The 24,460-nt window shown below is 36.0% G+C and carries 28 protein-coding genes; 16 read left to right on the top strand and 12 right to left on the bottom strand.

Going from position 1 to position 24,460, the window contains the following annotated elements:
• Positions 1-3: 3 nt before the first annotated feature.
• Positions 4-348, bottom strand: a complete 345-nt coding sequence (locus LUD75_RS15410) for a cupin domain-containing protein (RefSeq protein ID WP_232706718.1) — start codon at positions 346-348, stop codon at positions 4-6.
• A 75-nt stretch (positions 349-423) separates the two neighbouring features.
• Between LUD75_RS15410 and LUD75_RS15405 the strand changes: the two genes are divergently transcribed.
• From LUD75_RS15405 to LUD75_RS15395, 3 genes are all read left to right on the top strand, one after another.
• Entirely contained in the window at positions 424-564 is a 141-nt protein-coding gene (locus tag LUD75_RS15405; protein ID WP_232706717.1) for a hypothetical protein, read from the top strand.
• A 136-nt stretch (positions 565-700) separates the two neighbouring features.
• Positions 701-859 carry a 50S ribosomal protein L34 gene (rpmH, locus tag LUD75_RS15400; protein WP_007843334.1) on the top strand — a complete coding sequence of 53 codons (159 nt, stop codon included), beginning with the start codon at positions 701-703 and terminating at the stop codon, positions 857-859.
• Positions 860-1,024: 165 nt separating this feature from the next.
• Positions 1,025-1,735 (top strand): ATP-binding cassette domain-containing protein, encoded by a 711-nt coding sequence (locus LUD75_RS15395; RefSeq protein ID WP_034969772.1) that lies wholly within the window; start codon positions 1,025-1,027, stop codon positions 1,733-1,735.
• Positions 1,736-1,831: 96 nt separating this feature from the next.
• Here LUD75_RS15395 and LUD75_RS15390 read toward each other — a convergent pair whose 3' ends face one another.
• From LUD75_RS15390 to LUD75_RS15380, 3 genes are read right to left on the bottom strand one after another with little or no spacing between them, the layout of a single operon-like run.
• Positions 1,832-2,533 (bottom strand): methyltransferase, encoded by a 702-nt coding sequence (locus LUD75_RS15390; RefSeq protein ID WP_232706716.1) that lies wholly within the window; start codon positions 2,531-2,533, stop codon positions 1,832-1,834.
• A 3-nt stretch (positions 2,534-2,536) separates the two neighbouring features.
• A complete protein-coding gene (locus tag LUD75_RS15385) occupies positions 2,537-3,991 on the bottom strand; it encodes a HAMP domain-containing sensor histidine kinase (protein WP_232706715.1) in 1,455 nt (484 codons plus the stop codon).
• The gene (locus LUD75_RS15380) at positions 3,981-4,577 is read right to left on the bottom strand and encodes a riboflavin synthase (protein ID WP_232706714.1); all 597 of its coding nucleotides are present in this window, start codon (positions 4,575-4,577) and stop codon (positions 3,981-3,983) included. The genes LUD75_RS15385 and LUD75_RS15380 overlap by 11 nt, the downstream gene beginning before the upstream one ends.
• Positions 4,578-5,035: 458 nt before the next feature.
• Here LUD75_RS15380 and pdxA point away from each other — a divergent pair, with 458 nt between their 5' ends.
• The 7 genes from pdxA (at position 5,036) to LUD75_RS15345 (ending at position 11,161) form a co-directional block, all read left to right on the top strand.
• The gene (gene pdxA, locus LUD75_RS15375; protein ID WP_232706713.1) at positions 5,036-6,121 is read left to right on the top strand and encodes a 4-hydroxythreonine-4-phosphate dehydrogenase PdxA; all 1,086 of its coding nucleotides are present in this window, start codon (positions 5,036-5,038) and stop codon (positions 6,119-6,121) included.
• Between the two features lie 123 nt (positions 6,122-6,244).
• A complete protein-coding gene (locus LUD75_RS15370) occupies positions 6,245-6,772 on the top strand; it encodes a DUF177 domain-containing protein (RefSeq protein WP_232706712.1) in 528 nt (175 codons plus the stop codon).
• 45 nt (positions 6,773-6,817) lie between these two features.
• Entirely contained in the window at positions 6,818-7,021 is a 204-nt protein-coding gene (gene rpmF / locus LUD75_RS15365; RefSeq protein ID WP_028121219.1) for a 50S ribosomal protein L32, read from the top strand.
• A 103-nt stretch (positions 7,022-7,124) separates the two neighbouring features.
• On the top strand, positions 7,125-7,601 hold the full coding sequence (gene accB / locus LUD75_RS15360; RefSeq protein ID WP_232706711.1) for an acetyl-CoA carboxylase biotin carboxyl carrier protein: 477 nt from the start codon (positions 7,125-7,127) through the stop codon (positions 7,599-7,601).
• 81 nt (positions 7,602-7,682) lie between these two features.
• On the top strand, positions 7,683-9,041 hold the full coding sequence (gene accC, locus LUD75_RS15355; protein WP_034969758.1) for an acetyl-CoA carboxylase biotin carboxylase subunit: 1,359 nt from the start codon (positions 7,683-7,685) through the stop codon (positions 9,039-9,041).
• A gap of 103 nt (positions 9,042-9,144) precedes the next feature.
• Complete coding sequence (gene rocD / locus LUD75_RS15350) at positions 9,145-10,395, top strand: ornithine--oxo-acid transaminase (protein WP_232706710.1); 1,251 nt, start codon at positions 9,145-9,147, stop codon at positions 10,393-10,395.
• A gap of 1 nt (position 10,396) precedes the next feature.
• A complete protein-coding gene (locus LUD75_RS15345; protein ID WP_232706709.1) occupies positions 10,397-11,161 on the top strand; it encodes a glycosyltransferase family 2 protein in 765 nt (254 codons plus the stop codon).
• Positions 11,162-11,217: 56 nt separating this feature from the next.
• Here the strand turns inward: LUD75_RS15345 and LUD75_RS15340 are convergent, their stop codons facing one another.
• Positions 11,218-12,087, bottom strand: a complete 870-nt coding sequence (locus LUD75_RS15340; RefSeq protein ID WP_232706708.1) for a hypothetical protein — start codon at positions 12,085-12,087, stop codon at positions 11,218-11,220.
• Between the two features lie 237 nt (positions 12,088-12,324).
• Here LUD75_RS15340 and LUD75_RS15335 point away from each other — a divergent pair, with 237 nt between their 5' ends.
• A complete protein-coding gene (locus tag LUD75_RS15335; RefSeq protein WP_232706707.1) occupies positions 12,325-13,293 on the top strand; it encodes a glycosyltransferase in 969 nt (322 codons plus the stop codon).
• A 45-nt stretch (positions 13,294-13,338) separates the two neighbouring features.
• Here the strand turns inward: LUD75_RS15335 and LUD75_RS15330 are convergent, their stop codons facing one another.
• From LUD75_RS15330 to LUD75_RS15320, 3 genes are all read right to left on the bottom strand, one after another.
• Positions 13,339-14,175: a glycosyltransferase family 2 protein gene (locus LUD75_RS15330; protein WP_232706706.1), complete on the bottom strand. Its 837-nt coding sequence runs from the start codon at positions 14,173-14,175 to the stop codon at positions 13,339-13,341.
• Between the two features lie 7 nt (positions 14,176-14,182).
• Entirely contained in the window at positions 14,183-15,109 is a 927-nt protein-coding gene (locus LUD75_RS15325) for a glycosyltransferase family 1 protein (RefSeq protein WP_232706705.1), read from the bottom strand.
• A 264-nt stretch (positions 15,110-15,373) separates the two neighbouring features.
• Positions 15,374-15,715: a phosphomannose isomerase type II C-terminal cupin domain gene (locus LUD75_RS15320; RefSeq protein WP_232706845.1), complete on the bottom strand. Its 342-nt coding sequence runs from the start codon at positions 15,713-15,715 to the stop codon at positions 15,374-15,376.
• Positions 15,716-15,855: 140 nt separating this feature from the next.
• On the opposite strand from LUD75_RS15320, the gene gltX reads away from it, so the two are divergent.
• Positions 15,856-17,364 (top strand): glutamate--tRNA ligase, encoded by a 1,509-nt coding sequence (gene gltX / locus LUD75_RS15315; RefSeq protein WP_232706704.1) that lies wholly within the window; start codon positions 15,856-15,858, stop codon positions 17,362-17,364.
• A 64-nt stretch (positions 17,365-17,428) separates the two neighbouring features.
• Positions 17,429-18,385, top strand: a complete 957-nt coding sequence (locus LUD75_RS15310) for an acetyl-CoA carboxylase carboxyltransferase subunit alpha (RefSeq protein WP_232706703.1) — start codon at positions 17,429-17,431, stop codon at positions 18,383-18,385.
• A gap of 396 nt (positions 18,386-18,781) precedes the next feature.
• Here LUD75_RS15310 and rpsB read toward each other — a convergent pair whose 3' ends face one another.
• The 3 genes from rpsB to rplM form a co-directional block, all read right to left on the bottom strand.
• A complete protein-coding gene (gene rpsB / locus LUD75_RS15305; RefSeq protein ID WP_028121230.1) occupies positions 18,782-19,543 on the bottom strand; it encodes a 30S ribosomal protein S2 in 762 nt (253 codons plus the stop codon).
• 183 nt (positions 19,544-19,726) lie between these two features.
• Positions 19,727-20,113: a 30S ribosomal protein S9 gene (rpsI, locus tag LUD75_RS15300; RefSeq protein WP_034969720.1), complete on the bottom strand. Its 387-nt coding sequence runs from the start codon at positions 20,111-20,113 to the stop codon at positions 19,727-19,729.
• A 5-nt stretch (positions 20,114-20,118) separates the two neighbouring features.
• The gene (rplM, locus tag LUD75_RS15295; protein ID WP_034969716.1) at positions 20,119-20,574 is read right to left on the bottom strand and encodes a 50S ribosomal protein L13; all 456 of its coding nucleotides are present in this window, start codon (positions 20,572-20,574) and stop codon (positions 20,119-20,121) included.
• Positions 20,575-20,787: 213 nt separating this feature from the next.
• Here rplM and LUD75_RS15290 point away from each other — a divergent pair, with 213 nt between their 5' ends.
• A complete protein-coding gene (locus LUD75_RS15290; RefSeq protein ID WP_232706702.1) occupies positions 20,788-21,834 on the top strand; it encodes a DUF3667 domain-containing protein in 1,047 nt (348 codons plus the stop codon).
• A gap of 107 nt (positions 21,835-21,941) precedes the next feature.
• On the opposite strand, the gene LUD75_RS15285 is transcribed toward LUD75_RS15290, so the two are convergent.
• Positions 21,942-22,274 carry a hypothetical protein gene (locus LUD75_RS15285; protein WP_232706701.1) on the bottom strand — a complete coding sequence of 111 codons (333 nt, stop codon included), beginning with the start codon at positions 22,272-22,274 and terminating at the stop codon, positions 21,942-21,944.
• A gap of 135 nt (positions 22,275-22,409) precedes the next feature.
• On the opposite strand from LUD75_RS15285, the gene pncB reads away from it, so the two are divergent.
• On the top strand, positions 22,410-23,585 hold the full coding sequence (pncB, locus tag LUD75_RS15280; protein WP_232706700.1) for a nicotinate phosphoribosyltransferase: 1,176 nt from the start codon (positions 22,410-22,412) through the stop codon (positions 23,583-23,585).
• Positions 23,586-23,604: 19 nt separating this feature from the next.
• Entirely contained in the window at positions 23,605-24,342 is a 738-nt protein-coding gene (locus LUD75_RS15275) for a hypothetical protein (RefSeq protein ID WP_232706699.1), read from the top strand.
• The last annotated feature ends 118 nt before the right edge of the window (positions 24,343-24,460 follow it).

The raw sequence follows: 24,460 nt of genomic DNA, 5'->3' as shown, positions 1-24,460 counted from the left end.
CTTTTATTTTTCTACTGCAAATCTATCATTATTTGTGGAAGGATTGGATATTACCAAGAATTCCAAATCATTTTCTGTGTCATTTTCTATCAGATGAATTTGATTTGGCAAAATGTGAAAACCCGAATTTTCTGATACTTCGAAAACATTTTCGTCTTTGTGAAATTTTGCTTTTCCTTTGAGAATAAAGAAAAACTGTTGTGCATTTCTGTGAAAATGAAGTTGTTCTTTTGTTTTTGGAGGCATCATTTCCTGTTTAACAGAAAGGTTTTCTGAGTTTAATAAAACCCAGCTGTCACAATTATTTCCCCAAATGTAATGTTCGGAATTTTCTTTTGATGTTATCATCGTTTGTTTTTAACTAAGACAAATTTAAAAATTATATTAAACCGTAATTTTGTCATTCTGAAAGAATCTCGACTGTTGAGATTCCTACGGAATGACAAACTTCGTGGTTATAACCCAATCTTGTTTTACAGTGAAAACTCGCAGCCCGACTTGAGTGGAGCTCTTTTTTGGATTGGGAAAGGCTTGGCAAAAAAAGCGGGAACGGAAGGCGGATAAAGCTGCCCAAATAATTCAAATTCTAAGTTGTTGAAAATTATTGTAAAAAAGTTTTCAAATACTTGTGGAGCAAAATAAAAGCTGTATATTTGCAATCTGAAAATTTAATAGTAATTACGAACTAAATATATTAGTGATGAGTAAAAGAACATTCCAACCATCTGAGAGAAAAAGAAGAAACAAACACGGTTTCCGTGAAAGAATGTCTACACCAAACGGAAGACGAGTGTTGGCAGCTAGAAGAGCGAAAGGCAGAAAGAGCTTAACTGTTAGTGCATCTCGCGCTAAGAGATAATTTCTTCAAAAATTATCATATACAAAAAGTGTCTGGACATTGTTTCAGACATTTTTTGTTGTTAAAATTTCCCAAAAATAGAAGCATTACAATATGTTTTTGTTATTTTTGAATTGATAATTTGTTTAATCATTTATCAGTTATAACTTATCAATTATTGCAATTATGCCGCATAGAAACGACCCGGGAGTAGATATTATAGATTTGAGCAACGCCAAGATTGTTCAAAAAAACTTCACAGTCCTGAATGATGTTGACCTTCATATCAAGAAAGGGAAATTCTGCTACCTTATCGGAAAAACCGGTTCTGGAAAGAGTTCTCTTTTGAAAGTGCTTTACGGACAATTGCCTCTACAAGGCGGAAGCGGACAGGTTGCCGGATTCGATTTGAAAAAACTGAAGCAATCCGAAGTTCCAAACTTGAGAAGAAAATTGGGCATCGTTTTCCAGGATTTTCAGCTTTTGCCAGACAGAAATATCGAGAAAAACCTTCTATTTGTCTTGCAAGCGACAGGCTGGAAAGACAAATTGAAAATGGAAGCAAGAATTGACGAAGTTCTGTCCAGCGTTGGAATGAAAACCAAAAAGCACAAAATGCCTCACCAGCTTTCTGGCGGTGAACAACAGCGTGCTGCGATTGCGAGAGCACTTCTGAATCATCCAGAATTAATCCTTGCGGATGAGCCGACTGGGAATCTTGACCCTGAAACTTCCAACGATATTATGACGCTTCTAAAGAATCTTGCAGAAGAAAACCATTGCGCAGTTGTGATGGCGACGCACGATTATCATATGATTCAGAATTATCCTGGTGAAGCGATTCGTTGCGAGAACGGACAAGTTTCTGTTTTGGATACGGCGGAACTTTTTGAGTAGAAATAAAATTCGTTTTGCCCCAACCCTAAAAGGGAGCCGAATTTCATTCATAAAACATAACCCTTTCAGAGTTTGAAACTCTGAAAGGGTTTTTTATTACAGTTTTTTGTTGAATTGATGAAACTCTTTTGTGAGTTCGAGATATTCATTGGAATAGACTCTTGGAGATTTTTCTATGACGAAGTTTTCTACTTGAGTTTCTGATTCTGAGAATGAATATTCTAAAACTAAACGTTTCGGTTCTGAGGTTTTAATGCCTTTGATAACTACTTTTCTTTGAATAAATAATTTATTTTTGAAACAAAGCTCAGTGAATTCCTTTTCAGAATCAATGGGAATGATAACTGTGAAAAGTCCATTTCCAGAAAGTAGTTGACTTGATTTTTTTATTAAATCAGAAAAACTCAATTCTAATCTTTGTCTTGCGAGAATATCTTTTTCGGAAGAATTGATTTCAAAATAAGGTGGATTTGAAATGATTAAGTCGAACTTTTGTTCGGTATCAAAGTTTTTCAAATCTTGAAGTTGACTTTTGAGTCGTTCAGAAAAAGGAGAATTTATGAAATTGGTTTGAGAAATATTGACCGCTTCAGAATTAATATCGATGGCTAAAATCTGTGCTTCTGGATTTCTTTGAGCTATCATCAATGAAATAATTCCAGTTCCAGTTCCAACTTCTAAAACTTTCTTCGCTTCAGAAACATTTGCCAAAGAACCAAGCAAAACCGCATCTGTCCCAACTCGGAAAACATCAGCGTTTTGTTGAATGTCAAATTGTTGAAATCGGAATGGCTTCATTCATTACATATTTGAAGGCATAGAAATCGTGAAGGTTGCGCCTTTGTCAACTTCGGAAACCACGGTGATTGTGCCGTTGTAATCTTCCACCATTCGTTTTACCATTGTGAGTCCAATTCCCATTCCGCTGTTTTTGGAAGTGAAATTTGGGTCAAAAATCCTATCGAGTTTGTCGGTCGGAATTCCTACGCCATTATCCTGAACGGTGATTTTGATTCGCTTTTCGATTTTCTCGAGGTCAACATTGATGACGGATTTTCTATCATCTGATTTGGCTTGACTGGCGTTTGTTACGAGATTGGTTATGATTCTCGTGAGATAATCTTTGTCGATTTTCATTCGGATATCATCGTGATTGGCGTGGACAAAAATATTTTCGTCGCTGAAGATTGTCAGCGAATTTCGGACTTCCTTATTCAAAGAAATCTCCTCATCCGTCTTCTCCGGCAATTGTGCAAACTGAGAAAACGCACTGGCTACTCTACTGATGACATCAATTTGACCGATGACAATTTCACTTAAATTTTTAACTTTATTGCTGATATTCGGGTCGTTCGGGTCAAATTTCCTTTCGAAGTTTTGCATCATCAGCTTCATTGGTGTCAAAGGATTTTTCACTTCGTGCGCTACTTGTTTCGCCATTTCCTGCCAGGCGGATTGTTTTTCGATGTAGCTCAATCTTTCGCGTTGGTCGGCAATCTCCGCAATCATTTTATTGTAAGCTTTTACCAAGGCATTCAGCTCATCGTTCTTATAATATTTGATGGGTTGCAGATTTCTGTCAAACAAATTAATCTTACTAATCATCGATGTAAATCTGATAATTGCTTCCGTCAAATTATTGGAAATAATCCAGCTGAGCCAGATACTGAAGATGATAATCAAAATATTAACACCAATAATATAAGAGAAGTAATGCTTGAAAACCTCCATATAGGCGCTCTCATTGTGATAATACGGGAAGTAGATGTATGCAATATCCTCCAGCATATTATTTTTCAGAACCATATAAGAAGAGATAATACTTGCGTCCAATTTCTCATCATAGGATTTGTCGTCGTATTGTTTGCCATTTTTGCGTATTTCATTCAGGACATTGGCAGGCATTTTCTTTTGCTCGACAAGATTTGGGTCTTTGTTGGAGAGAAGATAATTTCCTTTCAGGTCATAGATGATGATGTCGTGTTTGTTAACATCAGCAATTTCATAAATCTCATTCTCCAAAACTTTGGGAATGTCATAAGTCTGAACCTGAGAATGACTGAGTGCATAATCCAATGATGCCATCAGCGCCTGAGATTTGTTTTGCATATCGGTCTTGCTCACCTTCTTCGCATTGTCCCGAAGAATCACGAAAGACAAAGCCGCCGAAGTGACAACACTCAAGATACAAATAGTAAGAAACCCGATGAAAACCCTATTCCTTAACCGATAACCTTTATAATCACTAAATGACATTTTGTTTTTTAAGTAGTTTGGCAACGTATTTTCCGATAATATCGAATTCCAGATTTACCACATCGCCTTTCTGCAGGTTTTTCATATTCGTGAACTCCCAGGTGTATGGGATTATCGCCACAGAAAACTTCCCGTCTCCGCTCTCAGCAACCGTCAGGCTGATTCCATTCACCGTTATCGAACCTTGCGGAACAGTTGTATATTCCGTAGTTTCGTCGTAATTGATGGTGATGAAATAACTTCCGTCCTGATTTTCGATGCTTTCCACCGTTCCCGTTTTGTCCACGTGACCTTGCACGATGTGTCCGTCCAGTCTTCCTTCGAATCGCAAACAACGTTCCAAATTGACTTCCGTGCCCACATTCCAAAAATTAAGATTCGTTTTCTCCAGCGTTTCGTTGATGGCTGTCACTTTATAAGTATTCTCAGTAATCTCAACCACCGTAAGGCAACAGCCGTTATGAGCCAGACTTTGGTCGATTTTCAGTTCCTGAGTGAACGGTCCGCTCAGCGTAAAATCTATATTACTTTCGTTTCTGTCAATTTTTTCTACTTTTCCCGTAGCTTCAATGATTCCTGTAAACATTCTTTCTTAATATTTTAAATTTTTTAAGAGCTTATTGACTCCGTCGAACAGTTATTTAATATTTTTAATTTGGAGCTGTTTCCCGCTTTCCACTATATCTTTTTCGCTCCACCTTTTGTCATTCAGAACTTCGCGAAGTCTAAGCGAAAAAGGATGCCGTTGCAATCGGGGCTATGGGATTTGTCGTCCGTAGAAACTTTTCACATTAAATAATGCTTTCATTATTTAATATGAAAAGTTATACCACATAGAAACATAGTTTTTTGAAAAAAATCTAAGATAAAATAGCTACATTTAAAATCTATTTTATCTTTAAGAATATGAATCTTTCAATTTTCTATGTGCCTATGTGGTTTTACAAATCCTCACAAGCCATCAAATTAGCATCCGTTTCATAAGAAAAACTACCTAAAAAATTGTAATTTTGTAAATTCTTTATAAATGTCAAAGATAAACAAATGAGCTCCAAACACCATAAAATCAGAGTAGGAATTTCAATCGGCGATTTCAACGGAATCGGTCCGGAAATCATCCTCAAATCTCTGAAAGATAAATCCATCACAGACTTTTTTACGCCCGTCATCTTTGGTTCAGGAAAACTTTTTACGTATCAGAAAAATGTTTTTAAACTTCAGACCAACTTCAATTACATCAACGAAGCGAAAGAAGCTCAGTCTGGCAAAATCAATATGGTGAATCTGACCAAGGAAAACAGCAATATAGAATTTGGTGTCCCAACGGAAGAATCCACAAAAATGGCCATCGACTCATTGAACTCTGCGACAGAAGCATTATTAAACAAAGACATCGACGTTCTCGTAACTGCGCCAATCAACAAAGACGAAATGATGAAATATGGTTTCGCCCACGCAGGCCACACCGGTTATTTCGAAGAAAAAGCAGGCAAAGAAGCCGTGATGTTTATGGTCAGCGAAGGTTTGAAGGTTGCGGTTTCCACGCACCACATTCCGGTTGCCGAGATTGCTAGCAACATCACCAAAGAAAATATCAAAAAACAAATCAAGCAATTGGTAGCGACATTGAAAGAAGATTTCTGCGTAGAAAAACCTAAGATTGCGGTTCTCGGACTCAATCCTCACGCTGGTGACGGTGGCGTAATCGGAAAAGAAGAAATCGAAATCATTCAGCCAGCGATTCAGGATTTGTTTAATGAAGGTATTATGGCTTTCGGCCCTTATCCTGCAGACAGTTTTTTCCAACCGGAGAAATATAAAGCGTTCGACGCCGTTTTGGCTATGTACCACGACCAAGGCTTGGCGCCTTTCAAAACGATTGCTTATGAAGAAGGCGTGAACTATACAGCTGGCTTGCCTTTTATCAGAACCTCGCCGGACCACGGCGTTGCCTACGATATTGCGGGGAAAAATATAGCGGACGAAACTTCATTTTCCGAAGCTATTTTTACAGCCATCAATATTTTCAAGAGCAGAGACGAATATCAGGAATTGAGAGCGCACCGCCTCCGTCCGAAAGCGACACACGCAAACCACGGAGTAGACGAAGATTTACCAAAAGAAAGCTAAACACTTTCTTCAAAATTGAGACATTAAAATAAGTTTTTGGAGGACTAATTTTTTGCAATTCAAGTATTTCCAAAAAATATTTTGTTATTTGAAAAAATTAAATTATTTTTGCAAACCATTTTTATGGACAGATTTAGAAACTACGACATTGCTTTTGTAGGCTTAAAAGCTGGAAAGCACGATTTCAATTACGAAATCAATCAGGAGTTCTTTGATTTATTTGAGACTGAACAGGAGTTTTTCAACCCAAATATCAATGTGAATGTTCTTTTGGACAAGCACACGACATTTTTGGAATTCATATTCGAAGTTTCAGGAACGGTTCAATTGATTTGCGACATTAGCAATGATGAATTTTCCGAAAACATAGAAAATGATTTGAAAGTTCTTGTGAAATTTGGAGAAGAATACGATGACAGCAACGAGGATGTGATTACCATTAACAGAAAAGACAGCGATTTCAACATTGCAAATCTGATCTACGAAACGGTGGTTCTATCAATCCCAATGAAGAAAGTAGCACCTTCTGTAAAAGACAATGAGGAATATCAGAATCTTTTAGACAAATACAGTCCAAAAATAATCGAGGAAGAAGAGGAACAAGTGGACCCGCGATGGGAAGCTTTGAAGAGATTAAAAGATAACAATTAAGAAATAACAATATAATTCGAAAGAATTTTTTAAAAAGTACTAACAATGGCACATCCTAAAAGAAGACAGTCGTCTACAAGAAGAGATAAAAGAAGAACACACTACAAAGCTGTAGTTCCTCAATTGGCTAAAGACGCAACGTCTGGCGAAATGCACTTATACCACAGAGCGCACTGGCACGAAGGAAAACTATACTACAGAGGAAAAGTTGTAGTAGAGAAAACTGTAGAAACTATAGAAGAAAACTAAGAATTATCTTTGATAATCTTATACTTAGCATAAAAAACCACTCGGATTTTATTAATTTGGGTGGTTTTTTATTATATTTGGCGTTCAAAACATTTAAAATTTTATGGATATAAAAGACATTCAGAATCTTGTAAGATTTGTAGCAAAAGCAGGAGTTTCCGAAGTGAAATATAAAAATAAAGACTTCGAAATCTATATCAAAACACCACTAGGAGGCGAGCCTGTAAGCTATGTAACACCACAAGTTTCTTATCAGACTCCTTTTTCTGCACCAGCTGCAAGTCCAGTTTCTGCTTCTAACGATAATTCTGAAGCAGCAAACGCTGCAGATGACAGCAAATATATTACGATCAAATCCCCAATGATCGGAACTTTCTACAGAAAACCATCTCCAGACAAAGATGTTTTTGCAAACGTAGGCGATGCTGTAACAGAAGGAAAAGTAGTTTGTGTGATCGAAGCAATGAAGCTTTTCAACCAGATAGAGTCAGAAGTTAGCGGAAAAATCGTGAAGATCTTGGTAGAAGACGCTTCTCCAGTAGAATACGATCAACCATTATTTTTAGTAGATCCTTCTTAATATAATTGATAGATGATGATTGATAAGTGATTGTTTTCACTTTATCTCAATTTTTAATTCTTAATTTTTAATTATAAAAAGATGTTCAAAAAAATATTGATCGCAAACCGTGGCGAGATCGCAATGCGAATTTTGCGTACGGCCAAGGAAATGGGAATCAAAACAGTAGCGGTCTATTCAACTGCTGACAAAGACAGTCTTCACGTGCGTTTTGCCGACGAAGCTGTTTGTATTGGCCCACCGATGAGTAAGGATTCTTATCTTAAAATTCCAAATATCATTGCGGCTGCAGAAATCACCAATGCAGATGCGATTCACCCAGGTTATGGATTCTTATCTGAGAATGCAAACTTCTCCAGAATTTGTGCTAAAAACGGCATCAAATTCATTGGAGCGACTCCAGAACAGATCGAAAAAATGGGAGACAAAGCTACGGCTAAAGCTACCATGAAAGCAGCCGGAATCCCTTGTGTTCCAGGTTCCGAAGGCTTGATCGATTCTTACGAAGATGCAAAAAAAATCGCTAAAGAAACAGGTTATCCTGTGATGATCAAAGCGACTGCCGGTGGCGGTGGAAAAGGAATGAGAGCGGTTTGGAAAGAAGAAGATTTGAAAGAACATTGGGATTCTGCAATCCAGGAAGCTGTTGCAGCTTTTGGAAACGGCGGAATGTACATGGAAAAACTGATCGAAGAGCCAAGACACATTGAGATCCAGGTTGCTGGAGACCAATTTGGTAAAGCTTGTCACCTTTCCGAGAGAGACTGTTCTATCCAGAGAAGAAATCAAAAACTAATTGAAGAAACACCTTCTCCTTTTATGACAGATGATCTGCGTGAAAGAATGGGTGAAGCAGCTGTGAAAGCGGCAGAATATATTTCTTACGAAGGTGTTGGAACGATAGAATTTTTGGTGGACAAACACAGGAATTTCTACTTCATGGAAATGAATACGAGAATCCAGGTGGAGCATCCAATCACAGAGCAAGTTGTTGATTTTGACTTGATCCGTGAGCAGATCCTTTTAGCTGCCGGAACGCCAATCAGCGGAAAAAATTATTATCCGAAAAGACATTCTATCGAGTGTAGAATCAATGCTGAGGATCCTTATGCTGATTTCCGACCATCTCCGGGGAAAATTACAGAACTTAATATTCCTGGTGGAAACGGAGTAAGAGTTGACACTCACGTTTATTCCGGATACACGATTCCATCCAATTACGATTCTATGATCGCAAAATTGATTGTTACTGCTCAAACCAGAGAAGAATCGATTGCGAAAATGAAACGTGCATTGGAAGAATTCTACATCGAAGGTGTGAAAACTACGATCCCTTTCCACAGACAATTATTGGAAAATGAAGATTTCCTAGCTGGAAATTACACCACCAAGTTTATGGAAGATTTTGTAATGGACAGAAGTTTCGATAATCATATCTAAAAAATATTATTTATACAGATATAAATGCCTGACTTTAAAAGTTGGGCATTTTTATTAGCCACAATTGAATTCAAATTTATTATTTTTACAAAAATTAAAAGTTATGTCAACAGCAGTTCAGGAAAAAAACTCACAATATTTCATCGACCTCGAAAACCAATATGGCGCGCACAATTACCATCCACTTCCTGTGGTTTTAGAAAAAGGTGAAGGCGTTTTTGTTTGGGATGTTGAAGGTAAGAAATATTACGATTTTCTTTCCGCCTACTCTGCTGTCAATCAAGGACATTCACATCCAAAAATTGTAGAAGCATTGGTCAATCAAGCTAAGAAATTGGCATTGACTTCAAGAGCTTTTTACAATTCAAATCTTGGAGAATATGAGAAAAAGATCACAACACTTTTCGGTTTTGACAAAGTTCTTCCAATGAATTCTGGTGCTGAGGCTGTAGAAACGGCCGTAAAATTAGCCAGAAAATGGAGTTATGAAGTCAAAGGAATTTCCGAAAACGCGGCAAAAATTGTGGTTTGTGAAAATAACTTCCACGGAAGAACGACAACGATCGTTTCTTTTTCTAATGATCCAGATGCGAACCAAAATTACGGACCTTTCACACCAGGGTTTGTAAAAATTCCTTACAATGATTTGAATGCTTTGGAGGAAACTTTGAAAAATGATTCAGCAAATATTGCGGCATTCTTAGTAGAACCGATTCAAGGTGAAGCCGGCGTTTACGTTCCAGATGAAAATTATTTAAAAAACGCATCTGAACTTTGTAAAAAATACAACGTGCTTTTCATTGCTGACGAAGTTCAAACTGGAATCGCTAGAACTGGGAAACTAATCGCTTGCCATCATGAAAACGTTCAGCCTGATATTTTGATTTTAGGAAAAGCACTTTCCGGCGGAATGTATCCTGTTTCCGCAGTTTTGGCGAATGACGAAATTATGAATGTCATCAAACCGGGACAACACGGTTCTACGTTCGGTGGAAATCCAATTGCTTGCGCCGTTGCAATTGCAGCTTTGGATGTTGTTGCAGATGAGAATTTATCAGAAAGATCAGAACTACTAGGAGAACTTTTCCGTTCTGAAATTGAAAAACTGATTGAGAAAACGGACTTAATAACGAAAGTTCGGGGTAAAGGTTTATTAAATGCCATTTTGATTAATGATACACCAGACAGCAAAACAGCTTGGAATCTTTGTGTAAAACTTAAAGAAAATGGATTATTGGCAAAACCAACGCACGGCAATATTATCAGACTTGCGCCGCCTTTGGTTATCACAGAAGAGCAATTGTTGGATTGTGTGAAAATTATTGAGAAAACGGTTTTGGAATTCGAAAAATAAAATGCAGGAACTGAAAGAGAAGATAAGCGGATTAATCATCACTTTTAATGAAGAAAAAAACATTCGGGAAGTTCTTGAATGTTTTGACTTTTGTGATGAAATTATTGTCGTAGACTCCTTCAGTACAGATAAAACTTTAGAAATTGCAAGTGAATTTCCGAATGTAAAAATTATTCGAAATAAATTTGAGGATTTTACAAAACAGCGGAATCTTGCTTTGGATGCTGCGAGCAACGATTGGGTTTTATTTTTGGATGGAGACGAAAGAATTACACCGGAATTACGGGAAGAAATCATTGCAACAGTACAAAATCCCAGTGCTAAAGATGCTTACTATTTTTACAGAATATTCTTTGTAGGAAGAATTAAGATCAAGTATTCCGGAACTCAGAATGACAAAAATTTCCGTTTGTTCAGAAAGTCAAAAGCACATTATTCCAAAAATAAAAAAGTCCACGAAACGCCGGAAGTCAATGGAACTACCGGAATTCTAAGACACAAGCTCCTTCATTATTCTTTTGAAAATTATGAAAATTTCAAGACAAAAATGTTGTCTTATGGAAAATTAAAAGGACAGGAACTACAATCGAAAGGAAAAAAATATTCGGCAATTGTACAATGGAGCAAAGTCATCTTTAAATTTTTCAAAACGTATATTTTGAAACTAGGAATTCTGGACGGAATTAATGGCTTAAAAATCAGTTATCTTCAAAGTTTATACGTTTACGAAACTTATCGAACTCTAAAAAATGAAAATAATTCCTGATAATAGTTCTTTAATTTTAAAGAAGATTCAAGAAATAATTAGAGTACACTTTAGCTTTATTTATTGATATAAAGCGGTTTTCTGTTCTTATAAAAACCGTCAATAAAGTTTTTAAGTTTTCTTTGGGTGCTGGATTCCTTTACACGGATGGGAATTTGAGTAAGATCCATTTCTTTTACACGAGCTACGATTTCATCGAAGGAATAATTTTTCATGAAACATTCTTTCAAAAAATGATCAATAATGGTGTTCCATTCTTTTTTATTGCCCCAATAATGTCCAACAACGTGGTCTGCTGGCTGCAAAGCTGAATATTCGTTCAGTCCCAAAGAGAAAGCAAATTGCTCTATCAGCCTTCTTGTAACACCATCGGCACACATTTCATCATTTATTCCCAAAGTCAAGTCCAGACATTCGAAATGTTTGTTTGAAATCCCGATTAATCCTGCGTTCCACATTGTAGAATTCTCATCTATTTTTGTCTGTTGATAGGATTTTCCCTTCATTTGTTTCCACATCAACTTTTCAGTTTTCGAAGAAAGATCGGACAGTTTTCCTTCCTTTATGTGCATATAATTTTGTCCGTTTTTCATGCCATCACGCAAAGCATCCATATTCTGGTAGAAAAAAGTGTCGCCATCCAAGTACAGAATAGAATCCAAAGGATATTTTTGGGCAACTAATTGAAGTGCTTTAATTTTCACGCGCCAGAAAAACTTATATCTTCCTTCCCACTCTGTGATAATGTCGCGGTTGATTGGTATTATTTCTATGTTACCCTGAAAGGAATTGAATAGTGATGGATCTTCGGCAACAACAATGATTCTATCTTCCGTACTTTTACGAGCCAAAGCTGTGTACATTGAAAAATAAACCTGCTGGTAATTATCCAAATTATTGCCAAATACTAAATATACAATATTCATAAAATTTATTTAAAAGCCTTTCGTCTTATAACAGATTGTGTTTTCTGGTCAAATTTAGGATAAAAACAGCGGATATTAAAAATTTGTTTGGCCTAATATTTTCTCTTAAATTGCAACATAAAACGTCTGGCAAATATGGCTGTTTGCAATAGTTGTAGTTTTATGAAAAAATATAAAAAAGTGATTTTTCCTGATATAAACTTTTCTTAATTCAAGTATTAGCCTGTTGCAATTTTCATGAATAATCATCCACTGATAAGTCTGATCATCCCTTGTTATAATGCCGAACGGTCGTTGGAAAAATGCCTAAATTCTGTGGTTCACCAATCTTATACAAATTTAGAAATCATTCTTGTAGATGATGGCTCTACCGATGGAACTTCAACAATTTATAAAGACTTTGAAAGTAGAGATGTAAGAATAAAAATCATCAAACAGGAAAACTCGGGCGTCTCGAAAGCGAGAAACAAAGGTGTAAAAACAGCAACGGGAGAATATATTTGTTTTGTGGACTCGGATGACTGGGTGGAGTCCGATTATTGCTCTGAATTGTACCACTCACTTATAGAAGAAAATGCGGATATTGCTATTGTAGAAGCATCCTATGAAGATGCGGATGGTAATATTGTCTTCACCAAACCTACATCTGAGGAGAAAATAATCGATGGAAAGAGAGCATTAGCGCTGCTTTTGGAAGATCATGTGATACAAAGCCATCCGTGGGGCAAATTATATAAAGTTGCTTTTTTTAATAATGTAAATTTTCCGGAAAATCTGAAATGTTTTGAAGACTATTCAACGCTTTTCAAGATTTTTGATAAGGCGGTAAAAGTTGTCAAATCCAACAGGCAGCTTTATCACTACATACAGCATGGTGACAGTCTATCTCATAATCTTTCTCCCGAAACAGCTTATCATTTCTATCTATCGATAATGGATGTTTTTAGATTCTGGCAAAGCACGACAGAAGTAAAAAATGACCCGAAGATCACAAAAAATATTGTCAGGAAACTACTGATGGTTCTCAAGCGGATCCTTCGCCAAACCAATAAAAACGAAATGAAAACGGAAAAGGAACAAATCCGAAAGTCTTTTAAATCTTTTCTCAAATATCCAGCTGCAAATATTGGTTTGGAATACTATTTTTACCTGCGATTGTATTACTACTCTCCAGATTTGTACACGAAGATAATTTCAAAAAAATGACGGAAAATACATGACTTTATTATTATCAAGTACTTAATAAGAATATTATTTTGGTAAAGAATTATTTTGATATTTTGGTAAAAATAATAGAAATAAACTGATCATCCATTTGAAAATACGCCAAGCCACGGGATATTGTTTAATATGTAAGACTTGTTTCACTCTTTTAGCACGCGTTTCCCTAGTTAATTCTGCATCCTCCCTGAATGCTGGAAAATATTTGTTCAGCGTTTCCTCTCTTTCCTGAATGTAAATTGGCAGATTTTCCAATTTTGCTGAAATGCCCGAAAAATCGTAATAACAAATGATCTCGTTCAGATACTTGTGTGAAACATTGTGAATACAGATCAGGATTATAAAAAACTCCCAATCTGCACAAATTTTATAACTTTCATTATAAAGAAAATAGTCAGTAAATAAAGATCTTTTTATAAACGCTGCCTGATGATTAAGACCGCCATCATAAAAGAAACCAAACGTTAAATTTTTAGGAGTTTTTATCACTTTCCGATATCCTTCATCATTGAAGAAAACCGAGTCTCCATATAAAATACCAATATTAAGGTTTAATTGATTTTTTATTTTATCAAGTACAAATTCATTATAAAAAAAATCACCACTATTCATAAAGATGATGTATTCACCAGTAGATTTCAGGATACCTTTGTTCATAGCATTATAAACTCCGGAATCTTTTTCACTAACCCAATAATTGATTTGTGAATTAGACTCTATCAGTTCTTTACTTCCATCTGTACTCCCTCCATCAATGACCAAAAATTCAAAATCAGTCCAGATTTGTTTTTTTATAGAGTCGAACGTTTTTAGTAAACCCTCCTTATTGTTATAATTTATGGTGATTATTGTTAACTTAACTGACATTTTACTTTTATTTTTGGGACATTGCCTCCTGATAAACTTTCAAACATTTTTCTGCAGCATCTTTCCAATTGTACTTTTTTACTTGCTCGAATCCTTTTTTAATGAATTCTGCTCTTAATCCACTATCATCCAACAGCATTTGAATTTTATACTGAAGATCTTTTATAGAATTACTGTCAAAATAAATTCCCGCTTCTCCTGCAACCTCCGGAAATGAACCGTGTTTTGTTAAAATTATAGGACAACCAGATGCCATCGATTCTAAGACCGGAATTCCGAAGCCTTCATATAATGAGGGGAAAACAAAAAGTTTAGCATTCTTATAAAAATATCCAAGTTCATTCTCTTCGAAATTTTTTTGGATTATCTGCTTTTCAATATTTAAACTTTTGATCCATTCCACTTCATCATCATCAAATTCTCCTCCACCTGCTGCTAAAAGATTTAATTTTGGATTAGCTTTTAACAAAGGAGTTATAGCTTGAACCAAAAATTCGAAATTTTTGTAATTGGCACGCGATCCGACATATAAAATATAATTGTCAGGCAAATTTACCTTTATGTTTGGTTCTATTTTTATAGAACTGCCGTGGTAAATAACTTTTATTTTATTCGGATCAATTTGAGGATAAAACTTGAGTATGTCTTTCTTTGTATTGTTTGATACTGCTATTATCTTGGTTGCTCTTGTAATTAATAATGCTTTGAATTCTGCTACGTTATATGGATCATTCTCAAAATATTGCGGCATTAATTCATGAATCATATCATAAACTGTAAGGACAAAAGGTTTGTCTTTTATTTTATCCAAAAAATAGGGATTGTAATAAGTAGGAACAAACAAATCATAAGAAGACTCTTCAAAAATTCTGCGTAGCAGCTTATCTGATTTTTTCTTTCTAAGTGTTCTTGTGCTAATTTTAAATAAAGACAAAATACTGTACAGAAAGTTGAGTGGTTTGTTGTCAATTAATAAATCGGTATTTTTCAGATAAGCATTGTCAGATTTATAGAGCGGCAAAACGATCTCTACATTACTTTCTTTCGAAAGAATAGAAAATACTTCTGTATAATATCTTGATATACCCCCGTAAGTCTGCTGATTAAAAATCTGTGGATCTAGTAATATTTTCATTGGTATTGTATTTCCACACAGTTTTTATCAAATTAACACTTATAAATTACTCTCGACCAAAAATTAATTTCTATCATACTCATCTTCCAACCTCACAATATCATCTTCACCAAAGTAAGTTCCAGTCTGTACTTCGATAAAGACAACCGGTTTGTCTGTAAGATTCATGATTCTGTGTTTTGCGCCTAATGGAATAAAAATACTTTGTCCGTAAGCTAACGGAATTTCTTCTCCATCCAAGACAATCGTGGCATTACCTTCAATAATAGTCCATTGTTCTTGTCTTTTGTAGTGGAATTGATAAGACAATTTCTGTCCTGGATTTACCTCTATTCTTTTTAATTTATAATGAGGCTCATCTGCTAAAACAAAATATTTCCCCCAGGGTCTTTCGCCTATTTCCAACATATAGTTTTATTTTAATAGGCAAAAGTACTATTTCAGAAAAGATTTACCAAATTCAAAAGTCAAAACGCTCAGAATTTCTTAATTTTGCACCACAATTTTTCAGTCATGAAATTGACTTTTAAAAATAATTATTTTATATGAAAAAAGTAAGAGTGCGATTTGCACCTAGCCCGACTGGCGCTTTACATCTTGGAGGCGTGAGAACAGCTTTATATGATTATCTTTTCGCCAAAAACCAAGGTGGTGAATTTGTTCTTCGAATTGAAGATACAGACACGGCAAGATACGTGGAAGGTGCTGAAGATTACATTATGAATTCTTTGGAATGGTGCGGCATCATCCCGGACGAAAGCCCAAGAGTTGGCGGACCATACGCACCTTACAGACAATCTGAAAGAAGAGACATCTACGACAGATACAAAGAGCAAATCCTGAAAACCGATTATGCTTATTTGGCTTTTGATACGCCGGAAGAATTGGATGCAATCCGTAAAGACTTCGAAGCTAGAGGCGATGTTTTCTCTTACAATCATCAGACAAGACAACAACTTAAAAACAGCATTTCTCTTTCTCATGAAGAAGTTCAGAAATTATTGGATGCGAGCGTTCCGTACGTAGTACGTTTCAAAATGCCGGTTGACAGAACTTTGAATCTTCAGGATATCATCAGAGGTAATTTTTCTGTGAATACCAATACGCTTGACGACAAGGTTTTGATCAAAAACGATGGAATGCCAACTTACCATTTCGCCAATGTGGTGGATGATTTCGAAATGAAAATCTCTCATGTTATCCGCGGTGAAGAGTGGTTGCCATCTATGCCTTTGCACGTTTTGCTTTATGAAGCAATGAATTGGGAAGCGCCTGAGTTTGCTCACTTGTCATTGATTCTAAAACCTGAAGGCAAAGGAAAATTGAGCAAAAGAGATGGCGCTAAATTCGGTTTTCCGGTTTTCCCAATGAATTTCAAAGATCCGGAAAGCGATGAGATCTGGAAAGGTTACAAAGAATCTGGTTATTTCCCGGAAGCGTTCATTAATATGACTGCATTGCTAGGTTGGACGCCTGCAAACGATAGAGAAATAGTTTCTATGGACGAAATGATCGCGGAATTTGACCTTCATAAAGTTCATAAAGCGGGCGCAAGATTCGATCCGCAGAAAGCTAAATGGTTCAATCAGGAATATCTTAAAACTAAATCTAATGAAGAAGTCTTAGAATTATTAAAAGAAGTTGATGAAGTAAAGGCATTAAATCTATCTGATGATAAATTATTGAAAATCGTTTCATTAATGAAAGAAAGAGCGACTTTCGTGGTTGATATTTTCAACGATGGGAAATTCTTCTTCGAAGCGCCAACATCTTACGACGAAAAAGCATTAAAGAAAGCCTGGAATGATACAACTTCAGCAATATTAAAAGACTTCTCAACCAAGTTGGAAACTTCAGAATTTGATTCTGAAATGCTGAAGGAAGCGATCCATCATTTTGCAGAAGAACATTCTTTGGGAATGGGAAAAGTGATGATGCCACTTCGATTAGCATTAGTTGGAGAACTGAAAGGCCCTGACGTTCCGGATATTATGAACATTATCGGGAAAGAAGAAACTTTAAAAAGAATAGAAAAAGCAATTGCTGTAAATTAATTGTCTTTTTCAAAATCGATTTATAAAAAAAACATTATTTTTGAGGGTTTAATCCAAACAAAACATGGAATATTTAGAATTTGAACAACCTGTAAAGGAATTGATAGATCAGTACGAAAAATGTGTGCAACTGGGTACAGAAAGCGGCATTGATGTAGATGAATCCTGCAAAAAGATCAAAACCAAAATAGAAGAAACTAAGAAAAAAATATACGGAAATCTGACGCCTTGGCAGAGAGTTCAATTATCGAGACATCCGGACAGACCTTACACGCTTGATTATATCAACGGTTTGGCAGACGAAGGAAGTTTTGTGGAACTCCACGGTGACAGAAACTTCGGTGATGATCCTGCAATGATCGGCGGAATTGCCAGCATCAGCGGAAACACGGTAATGTTGATTGGGACTCAAAAAGGAAGAACGACCAAAGAACGTCAGCACAGACGTTTTGGAATGTCAAATCCTGAAGGTTACAGAAAGGCTCTTAGATTGATGAAGTTGGCAGAGAAATTCAATATTCCTGTGGTAACTTTGATTGATACGCCAGGAGCTTATCCTGGATTGGAAGCTGAAGAACGTGGACAAGGTGAAGCGATTGCGAGAAATATTTTCGAAATGTGTTCTCTTAAAGTGCCAATCATCACCATCATCATCGGTGAAGGTGCGAGTGGTGGTGCGTTGGGAATTGGCGTTGGAAACAAAGTTTATATGATGGAGAATACTTGGTATTCTGTAATCTCTCCGGAAAATTGTTCTGCAATCCTTTGGAGAAGCTGGGAATATAAAGAAACTGCCGCTACAACAATGAAACTGACAGCAGAAGATATGCTAAAACAGGAATTGATCGACGGCATCATTCCAGAGCCTTTAGGAGGCGCTCATTATGACGCTGTAACTACTTATGAAAATGTGAAGAAAGTCCTTTTAAAAGACATTAAAACATTATCTAAGCAAGCTCCAGAGAAATTGGTTAACGATCGTCAGGAGAAATTCATTGCGATGGGAGAATTCAAAGGGTAAGATTTTGCTGTTGGCAATTTGCTTTTAGCTTTTGGCTTAACATCTTAAAACCTAATTAAATATAAACCTTTCAGAGTTTGAAACTTTGGAAGGTTTTTTTGTTTAGTCTTGACCTAGCCTTGTCAAGGTTTGAAACCTTGACAAGGCTTTTAGGATTAAACTTTGAATAGTTTGTCTCTACATTGATTGAGAAACCTTAATATTTTAACAAATCTGCGCCCCGACTTGAGCGGAAATCCTTTTTTGCGTGTACATAATTTCAACTTAATGGAATATCGTCTGCAAAAAAGATTGGGAGCGGAAGGCGGATAAAGGCGCCCAAATAATTAGAATCTTGCACAAAAAAAAGCGGTCTCAAAAATTTGAAACCGCTTTTCTATTTTATAAAAAATCTGATTATTCAGCATCGAAATCAGCATCTGCGTCTGCAGAAACTTTTTCGCCTTCTTCTTTAGATTTTTCTTTGTCTGCTTTTCTTTGAGATAAACCTTCTTTGATAGATTCTGAAACTACGCTCAACAACATATCAATAGATTTTGATGCATCATCATTTCCTGGGATTACGAAGTCCACTTTTCTTGGATCTGAGTTAGTATCTACGATACCGAAAACTGGGATACCCAATTTTTTAGCTTCAGTCACTGCGATGTGCTCTCTCATAATGTCAACTACGAAAATAGCTGAAGGAAGACGAACCATGTCTGAGATAGAACCTAAGTTTTTCTCAAGATTTGCTCTTTGACGATCAACTTGTAGTCTTTCTTTTTTGGATAAAGTTTCGAAAGTACCGTCTTTCTTCATTTTATCGATAGAGTTCATTTTCTTAACCGCTTTTCTGATAGTTACAAAGTTTGTAAGCATACCGCCTGGCCATCTTTCTGTAATATAAGGCATATTAAGTTCAGCAGCGTGTTTTGCTACTACTTCTTTCGCTTGCTTTTTAGTTGCTACGAAAAGAACTTTTTTACCTGCAGAAGTTAATTTTTCCAAAGCTACGCAAGCCTCGTCCAATTTAACAGCTGTTTTATGTAAATCTACGATGTGAATACCGTTTTTCTCCATGAAAATGTATGGAGCCATATTTGGATTCCACTTTCTAGTCATGTGACCGAAGTGTACGCCAGCCTCTAAAAGGTCTTTTACATTTGCTTTTGCCATGTTTTCTTGTTTTTTGTTAGTTTACTTTCCGCTTTTCCGCAATCAACTTTACTTTAGATGGGAGTAAAGTTTGGATGCTAAACGTAACGGGCAATATTTTGTTGATAAATAGAACCAAGAATCGAGAACCAAGAAGAAAACATAAAGTCCTGAATCTTGAGTCTGAAATCTTGAATCTTGAAATTAACGTTTTGAGAACTGGAATCTCTTTCTTGCTTTTTTCTGACCGAATTTCTTTCTCTCAACCATTCTTGCATCTCTTGTAAGCAATCCGTGTGGCTTAAGAACCAAACGATATTCCTCATTGATTGCGCATAATGCTCTGGAAACTCCTAGTCTGATAGCCTCAGCTTGTCCAGTAATCCCTCCTCCGAAAACATTCACTTTAAGATCATATTGATCAACAGTTTCTGTCAACAAAAATGGCTGATTCACTTTATAAACCAAAACATCCGTACAGAAATAAGTTTTAGCATCTTTACCGTTTATGCTAATAACGCCAGTTCCTGGCTTAACAAAAACTCTTGCAACAGAAGTTTTTCTTCTTCCGATTTTGTGTACTGTAGACATATTAATTATTTGAATTCGTTAACATTGATTACTTTAGGCTGCTGAGCTTCGTGTTTGTGTTCTGTTCCTTCATATAAATAAAGGTTTTTGAACAAAGCAGAACCTAGTCTGTTTTTAGGAAGCATCCCTTTGATAGATCTTTCCAAAACTTTCAGTTCGTCTTTTTTCTTAAGCTCGTCTGCAGTCATAAACTTCTGACCACCAGGATATCCTGTATGCCAGATGTAAGTTTTATCTGCCCACTTGTTTCCGGAAAGTGTAACTTTCCCAGCGTTCAAAACGATCACATTGTCTCCGCAATCTGCGTGAGGTGTGAAGTTCGTTTTGTGCTTACCTCTCAAAATCTTTGCAACGGTAGAAGCTAATCTTCCCAACGGTTGCCCAGCAGCGTCTACAACAACCCATTCTTTATTTGCTGTAGCCTTGTTTGCCGATACTGTTTTGTAACTTAATGTATTCACAATTTATCGTTTACGATTAAACATAATTTTCCCTTACGGGTGTGCAAAGGTAGCAAAATTTTTTCGGCTGAAAAATTAATCCGTAAAAAAGATTTTAAATTTCTAATAATTAATGAGTTATTAATTCGAATTCTGACCGCACTGTTCAAAATTAATTAATATGAAGGCTATTATATAAGACTCCTTTTTTATATTTTTGGTGAAAATTCTAAAATGAGCCACGGAAAACTGAGAGAAGAAAAAGACTGCCTGAATTGCGGACATACAGTTGAGGAAAAATATTGTCCTAATTGTGGACAGCAAAACATCCAGACCAGACAGCCTTTCCATTATCTCTTCACTCATTTTGTGGAAGATTTCACACATTACGATGGACAGTTTTGGGGAACTTTGAAAAATCTGTTCTTCAAACCAGGGAAACTTACGAGCACTTATCTTGAAGGAAAGCGACAAACTTTCGTTCCACCAGTGAAGCTTTATATTTTTGTCAGTTTCGTTACATTTTTCTTATTTGCATTATTCCCACCATTTGACATCAACTTCGAGGGAAAGGGAACAACCAAATTGTTGCCTCAAAAAAACAAAATCGCCGAAATACAAAAAGCGCTTAACGATGCTAAGGCCAAAGAAAAGTGGACGAAAGAAGACAGCATCATTATTGCCAAGTACACTCCTATGCTTGCAGACTCTTCAAAAATCGATGAAATTGAAGAGACATTCGATATGGACAAGAAACTAGACGAGGATGAAATTGCCATTTCTGATAATAATTTCTTTAATCGACCAATCCATAATAAGCTGGCTGAATTACAGAAAAAAGGCTACAAAAAGAGTGAAATCTTAACAGGGTTTATAGAGACAACCATTCATAATCTTCCAAAAGCACTTTTCATTTATCTCCCAATTTTCGCCTTTATTTTATGGCTGTTTCATAACAAAAAAAGATGGTGGTATTTCGACCACGGTATTTTCACATTACATTACTTTTCTTTTCTATTGTTATCGTTATTAGCTTCCCTACTTTTATATAAAGTTTCAGAATATTGTAGCGTGCCATTTATCAACAAACTGTTGTACGTAGGAATTTTCTGCGTTTTCTTTTATGACATCATCTACTTTTTCATTGCCCACAAACGCGTTTATAATACTAAAAAAAGAGTCAGTTTAATCATTGGATTTCTAACTCTTTGGTTTAACTTCTTTGCTTTTACTTTTTTAATTATCGGATTAGCACTCATAAGTTTCCTGATGATTCATTAAACAAAATAAAAAAGCCAGATTTCCTGAGAAGTCTGGCTTTTTAATATATTATAAGTATCGAAGCAAATTACCAAAGCAAATTACCAAAGCAAATTGCTATCAGCCAACTAATACCTCAGCGATTTGCTTTCTCTGAAACTCGCTATCATATAATAAGCTACGAATACGGTCGAAAATTTCAGGATGGAAGAAACGGCAACTTCGAAGTCAAAACATAGCAAGCCCAAAACAACGAGAAATATAATTCCTAAAAAAGAAATCCCCATTTTCTTTGGCAAAGACCAATCCGGGTGGTCTACGAAATAAGCCAATCCCCAACCAATCCCAAAAGCTGAGGCCACATAAAGTTCTACCCAAAAATCCACTGGACTTCCTGTAAGACGTCTCAGGAAAAAACTAATTAACGTTCCGACCACAAAATACATCAGCGCTTTTACCATTTCAAAATCATTTTTGCAAAAGTAAGAATTGTAAAATTGTACAATGTAAAAAAGTAGAATGTATTAATGATTAAAAATATGCTACACCAAATTCTCCTCAACAAAATTCCTTAGATTTGTGTAAACGATATTTTTATGCGCGAGGTTCGGCTGAATTCTATTCTGGATAATGACTTTTATAAAATCACAATGCAAAATGCAGTCGTGAAATTATTCACCAACGAAATTGTAAAATACGAATTCATCAACCGCGGAAAACACGAGTTTCCGGAAGGTTTTGCAGATGAACTCAGAAAATCTGTCAACGCAATGGCAGAACTTAAACTCACCAAAGACGAAAAAAAATATCTCAAGGTCACTTGTCCATATCTCGCCCTTCCCTACCTCGATTTTCTGGAAGGTTTTCATTACGACCCTTCGGAAGTGAAAATTGAACAAATCGGAAACGAGCTTAAAGTTTCCGTCGAAGGACTTTGGTACAGAACGATTCTTTGGGAAGTTCCTTTGCTTGCTTTGATTAGCGAGCTTCATTACGAAATGAATCATCTGGAAAGACAGACCAACGAAGAAGTCATTGAAAAGACGGTGGAAAAAGCCGTTCATCTTACAGAACTCGGTGTTCCGTTTGCAGAGTTTGGTACTCGAAGAAGGCATTCTTACAAAGTTCACAGATTGGTGATGGACGCTTTGATTCAGGATAAAAAATCGACTTTTACAGGAACTTCGAATGTTCATTTGGCGATGCTTTACAACGTAAAACCAATTGGGACGCACGCGCACGAATGGTTTATGTTCCACGCAGCGGAATTCGGTTTCAAGATGGCGAATTCTATCGCGTTGGAAAATTGGGTCGATGTTTACCGCGGTGATTTAGGCGTTGCACTTTCCGACACTTATACTACGGAAGTATTCTTCCAGCAGTTTGATAAGAAATTTGCGAAGTTGTTTGACGGTGTTCGTCACGACAGCGGCGACCCGTTGGAATTTGCGGACAAAACGATTGCACATTATCAGAAGCAAGGCATCAATCCATTGTTCAAATACATTATTTTCTCAGATGGACTTAACCTCGAAAAAGTGGAAGAAATCACCAATTACTGCAAAGGAAGAATCGGAATTTCATTCGGAATCGGAACTAATCTTACGAATGACGTTGGACTGAAACCTATGAACATCGTGATGAAACTCATCAGCGTAAAAGGCATTAATAATGAATGGATTCCGACCGTAAAACTTTCTGACGAAAAAGGGAAATACACCGGCGACCCGAAAATGATTGAGTTGGCGAAGGAGTTTTTGAGGATAAAGTAATTAGAGATATTAGTCATCAATGAAAATTAAATCTTTCAAATATTTAATATTACTTTTTTGTTTTTATGGTTGCGGATTCGAAAAGTTAGGAGAATGGAAAATTTCAACTTTATATGCTCAAAAAATTGAAGGCACTTCAAAAATATTATATCAGTATGATGCTTGGGGAGGTCGAGATTCAAATGCGAATGGATTTGTTATTCTGGATTCATCTGAAACTTTTAAAATCGACCTGCAAAATGAATTGCCTTTTTATAATCTTTCAGACATTCCTAATAAAACAAAAATTGTAGGAATTACACACGACTACTATAATTCTTGTGGTAGCGATTATTATAAATCTAAGCCAATTTTCAAACCGATGAATATTGAGAAATCTTTATCTAAGGACATTCATATTGAAACGATAATTTATCAATATCGCGGTTACTCGGAGAAAGATGGAGGATTAGAAAGATATGTTTTTGAAAAATTTGCCGAGACAAAAGACAGTTTATTCTTTTATAACCTAAACGATGTAGAAAGTATGAATGGAATTCATTTAGATGAACTTAGAATCAAAAAAGGAGAAATTTATCTATTACAGAATGAAAACAAAGAAGTTGAGAAAATTATCGTTGAGCAAAAAACATTGAATCCAAAAACAAAAGAATTTATTGACGGACGAACTTGTTTCCTAACTCCTAAAAATAAAATACTTTCTAATAAATTTTCAGAGCGAGGAATATTTAGAGAAGCGAAAATCCCACACGACTAAATATTCAAAGCTCTTATATATCATTATCCAAAAATTCTCTCAATATTCTTATCAATTATTCCAAAAACCGACACATTTTCTTAATTCTCCGCATTTTTTTTCTTCATTAATACAGTAA

This window comes from Epilithonimonas sp. JDS, assembly GCF_021261315.1.
In the GTDB taxonomy this organism is placed as follows: Bacteria; Bacteroidota; Bacteroidia; order Flavobacteriales; family Weeksellaceae; genus Epilithonimonas.
This window is presented reverse-complemented; position numbering and strand designations above follow the sequence as displayed.

Excerpts from the sequence above, each read along its gene's own strand:
- rocD (WP_232706710.1), top strand. The coding sequence starts at position 9,145 with ATGTCAACAGCAGTTCAGGAAAAAAACTCACAATATTTCATCGACCTC.
- rpmF (WP_028121219.1), top strand. The coding sequence starts at position 6,818 with ATGGCACATCCTAAAAGAAGACAGTCGTCTACAAGAAGAGATAAAAGA.
- LUD75_RS15310 (WP_232706703.1), top strand. The coding sequence starts at position 17,429 with ATGGAATATTTAGAATTTGAACAACCTGTAAAGGAATTGATAGATCAG.
- pncB (WP_232706700.1), top strand. The coding sequence starts at position 22,410 with ATGCGCGAGGTTCGGCTGAATTCTATTCTGGATAATGACTTTTATAAA.
- LUD75_RS15390 (WP_232706716.1), bottom strand. The coding sequence starts at position 2,533 with ATGAAGCCATTCCGATTTCAACAATTTGACATTCAACAAAACGCTGAT.
- LUD75_RS15380 (WP_232706714.1), bottom strand. The coding sequence starts at position 4,577 with ATGTTTACAGGAATCATTGAAGCTACGGGAAAAGTAGAAAAAATTGAC.
- LUD75_RS15345 (WP_232706709.1), top strand. The coding sequence starts at position 10,397 with ATGCAGGAACTGAAAGAGAAGATAAGCGGATTAATCATCACTTTTAAT.
- rpmH (WP_007843334.1), top strand. The coding sequence starts at position 701 with ATGAGTAAAAGAACATTCCAACCATCTGAGAGAAAAAGAAGAAACAAA.
- LUD75_RS15275 (WP_232706699.1), top strand. The coding sequence starts at position 23,605 with ATGAAAATTAAATCTTTCAAATATTTAATATTACTTTTTTGTTTTTAT.
- gltX (WP_232706704.1), top strand. The coding sequence starts at position 15,856 with ATGAAAAAAGTAAGAGTGCGATTTGCACCTAGCCCGACTGGCGCTTTA.
- rpsI (WP_034969720.1), bottom strand. The coding sequence starts at position 20,113 with ATGTCTACAGTACACAAAATCGGAAGAAGAAAAACTTCTGTTGCAAGA.
- LUD75_RS15410 (WP_232706718.1), bottom strand. The coding sequence starts at position 348 with ATGATAACATCAAAAGAAAATTCCGAACATTACATTTGGGGAAATAAT.
- LUD75_RS15285 (WP_232706701.1), bottom strand. The coding sequence starts at position 22,274 with ATGGTAAAAGCGCTGATGTATTTTGTGGTCGGAACGTTAATTAGTTTT.
- LUD75_RS15290 (WP_232706702.1), top strand. The coding sequence starts at position 20,788 with ATGAGCCACGGAAAACTGAGAGAAGAAAAAGACTGCCTGAATTGCGGA.
- LUD75_RS15330 (WP_232706706.1), bottom strand. The coding sequence starts at position 14,175 with ATGTCAGTTAAGTTAACAATAATCACCATAAATTATAACAATAAGGAG.
- rpsB (WP_028121230.1), bottom strand. The coding sequence starts at position 19,543 with ATGGCAAAAGCAAATGTAAAAGACCTTTTAGAGGCTGGCGTACACTTC.
- LUD75_RS15370 (WP_232706712.1), top strand. The coding sequence starts at position 6,245 with ATGGACAGATTTAGAAACTACGACATTGCTTTTGTAGGCTTAAAAGCT.
- LUD75_RS15395 (WP_034969772.1), top strand. The coding sequence starts at position 1,025 with ATGCCGCATAGAAACGACCCGGGAGTAGATATTATAGATTTGAGCAAC.
- accB (WP_232706711.1), top strand. The coding sequence starts at position 7,125 with ATGGATATAAAAGACATTCAGAATCTTGTAAGATTTGTAGCAAAAGCA.
- LUD75_RS15385 (WP_232706715.1), bottom strand. The coding sequence starts at position 3,991 with ATGTCATTTAGTGATTATAAAGGTTATCGGTTAAGGAATAGGGTTTTC.
- LUD75_RS15340 (WP_232706708.1), bottom strand. The coding sequence starts at position 12,087 with ATGAATATTGTATATTTAGTATTTGGCAATAATTTGGATAATTACCAG.
- pdxA (WP_232706713.1), top strand. The coding sequence starts at position 5,036 with ATGAGCTCCAAACACCATAAAATCAGAGTAGGAATTTCAATCGGCGAT.
- accC (WP_034969758.1), top strand. The coding sequence starts at position 7,683 with ATGTTCAAAAAAATATTGATCGCAAACCGTGGCGAGATCGCAATGCGA.
- LUD75_RS15335 (WP_232706707.1), top strand. The coding sequence starts at position 12,325 with ATGAATAATCATCCACTGATAAGTCTGATCATCCCTTGTTATAATGCC.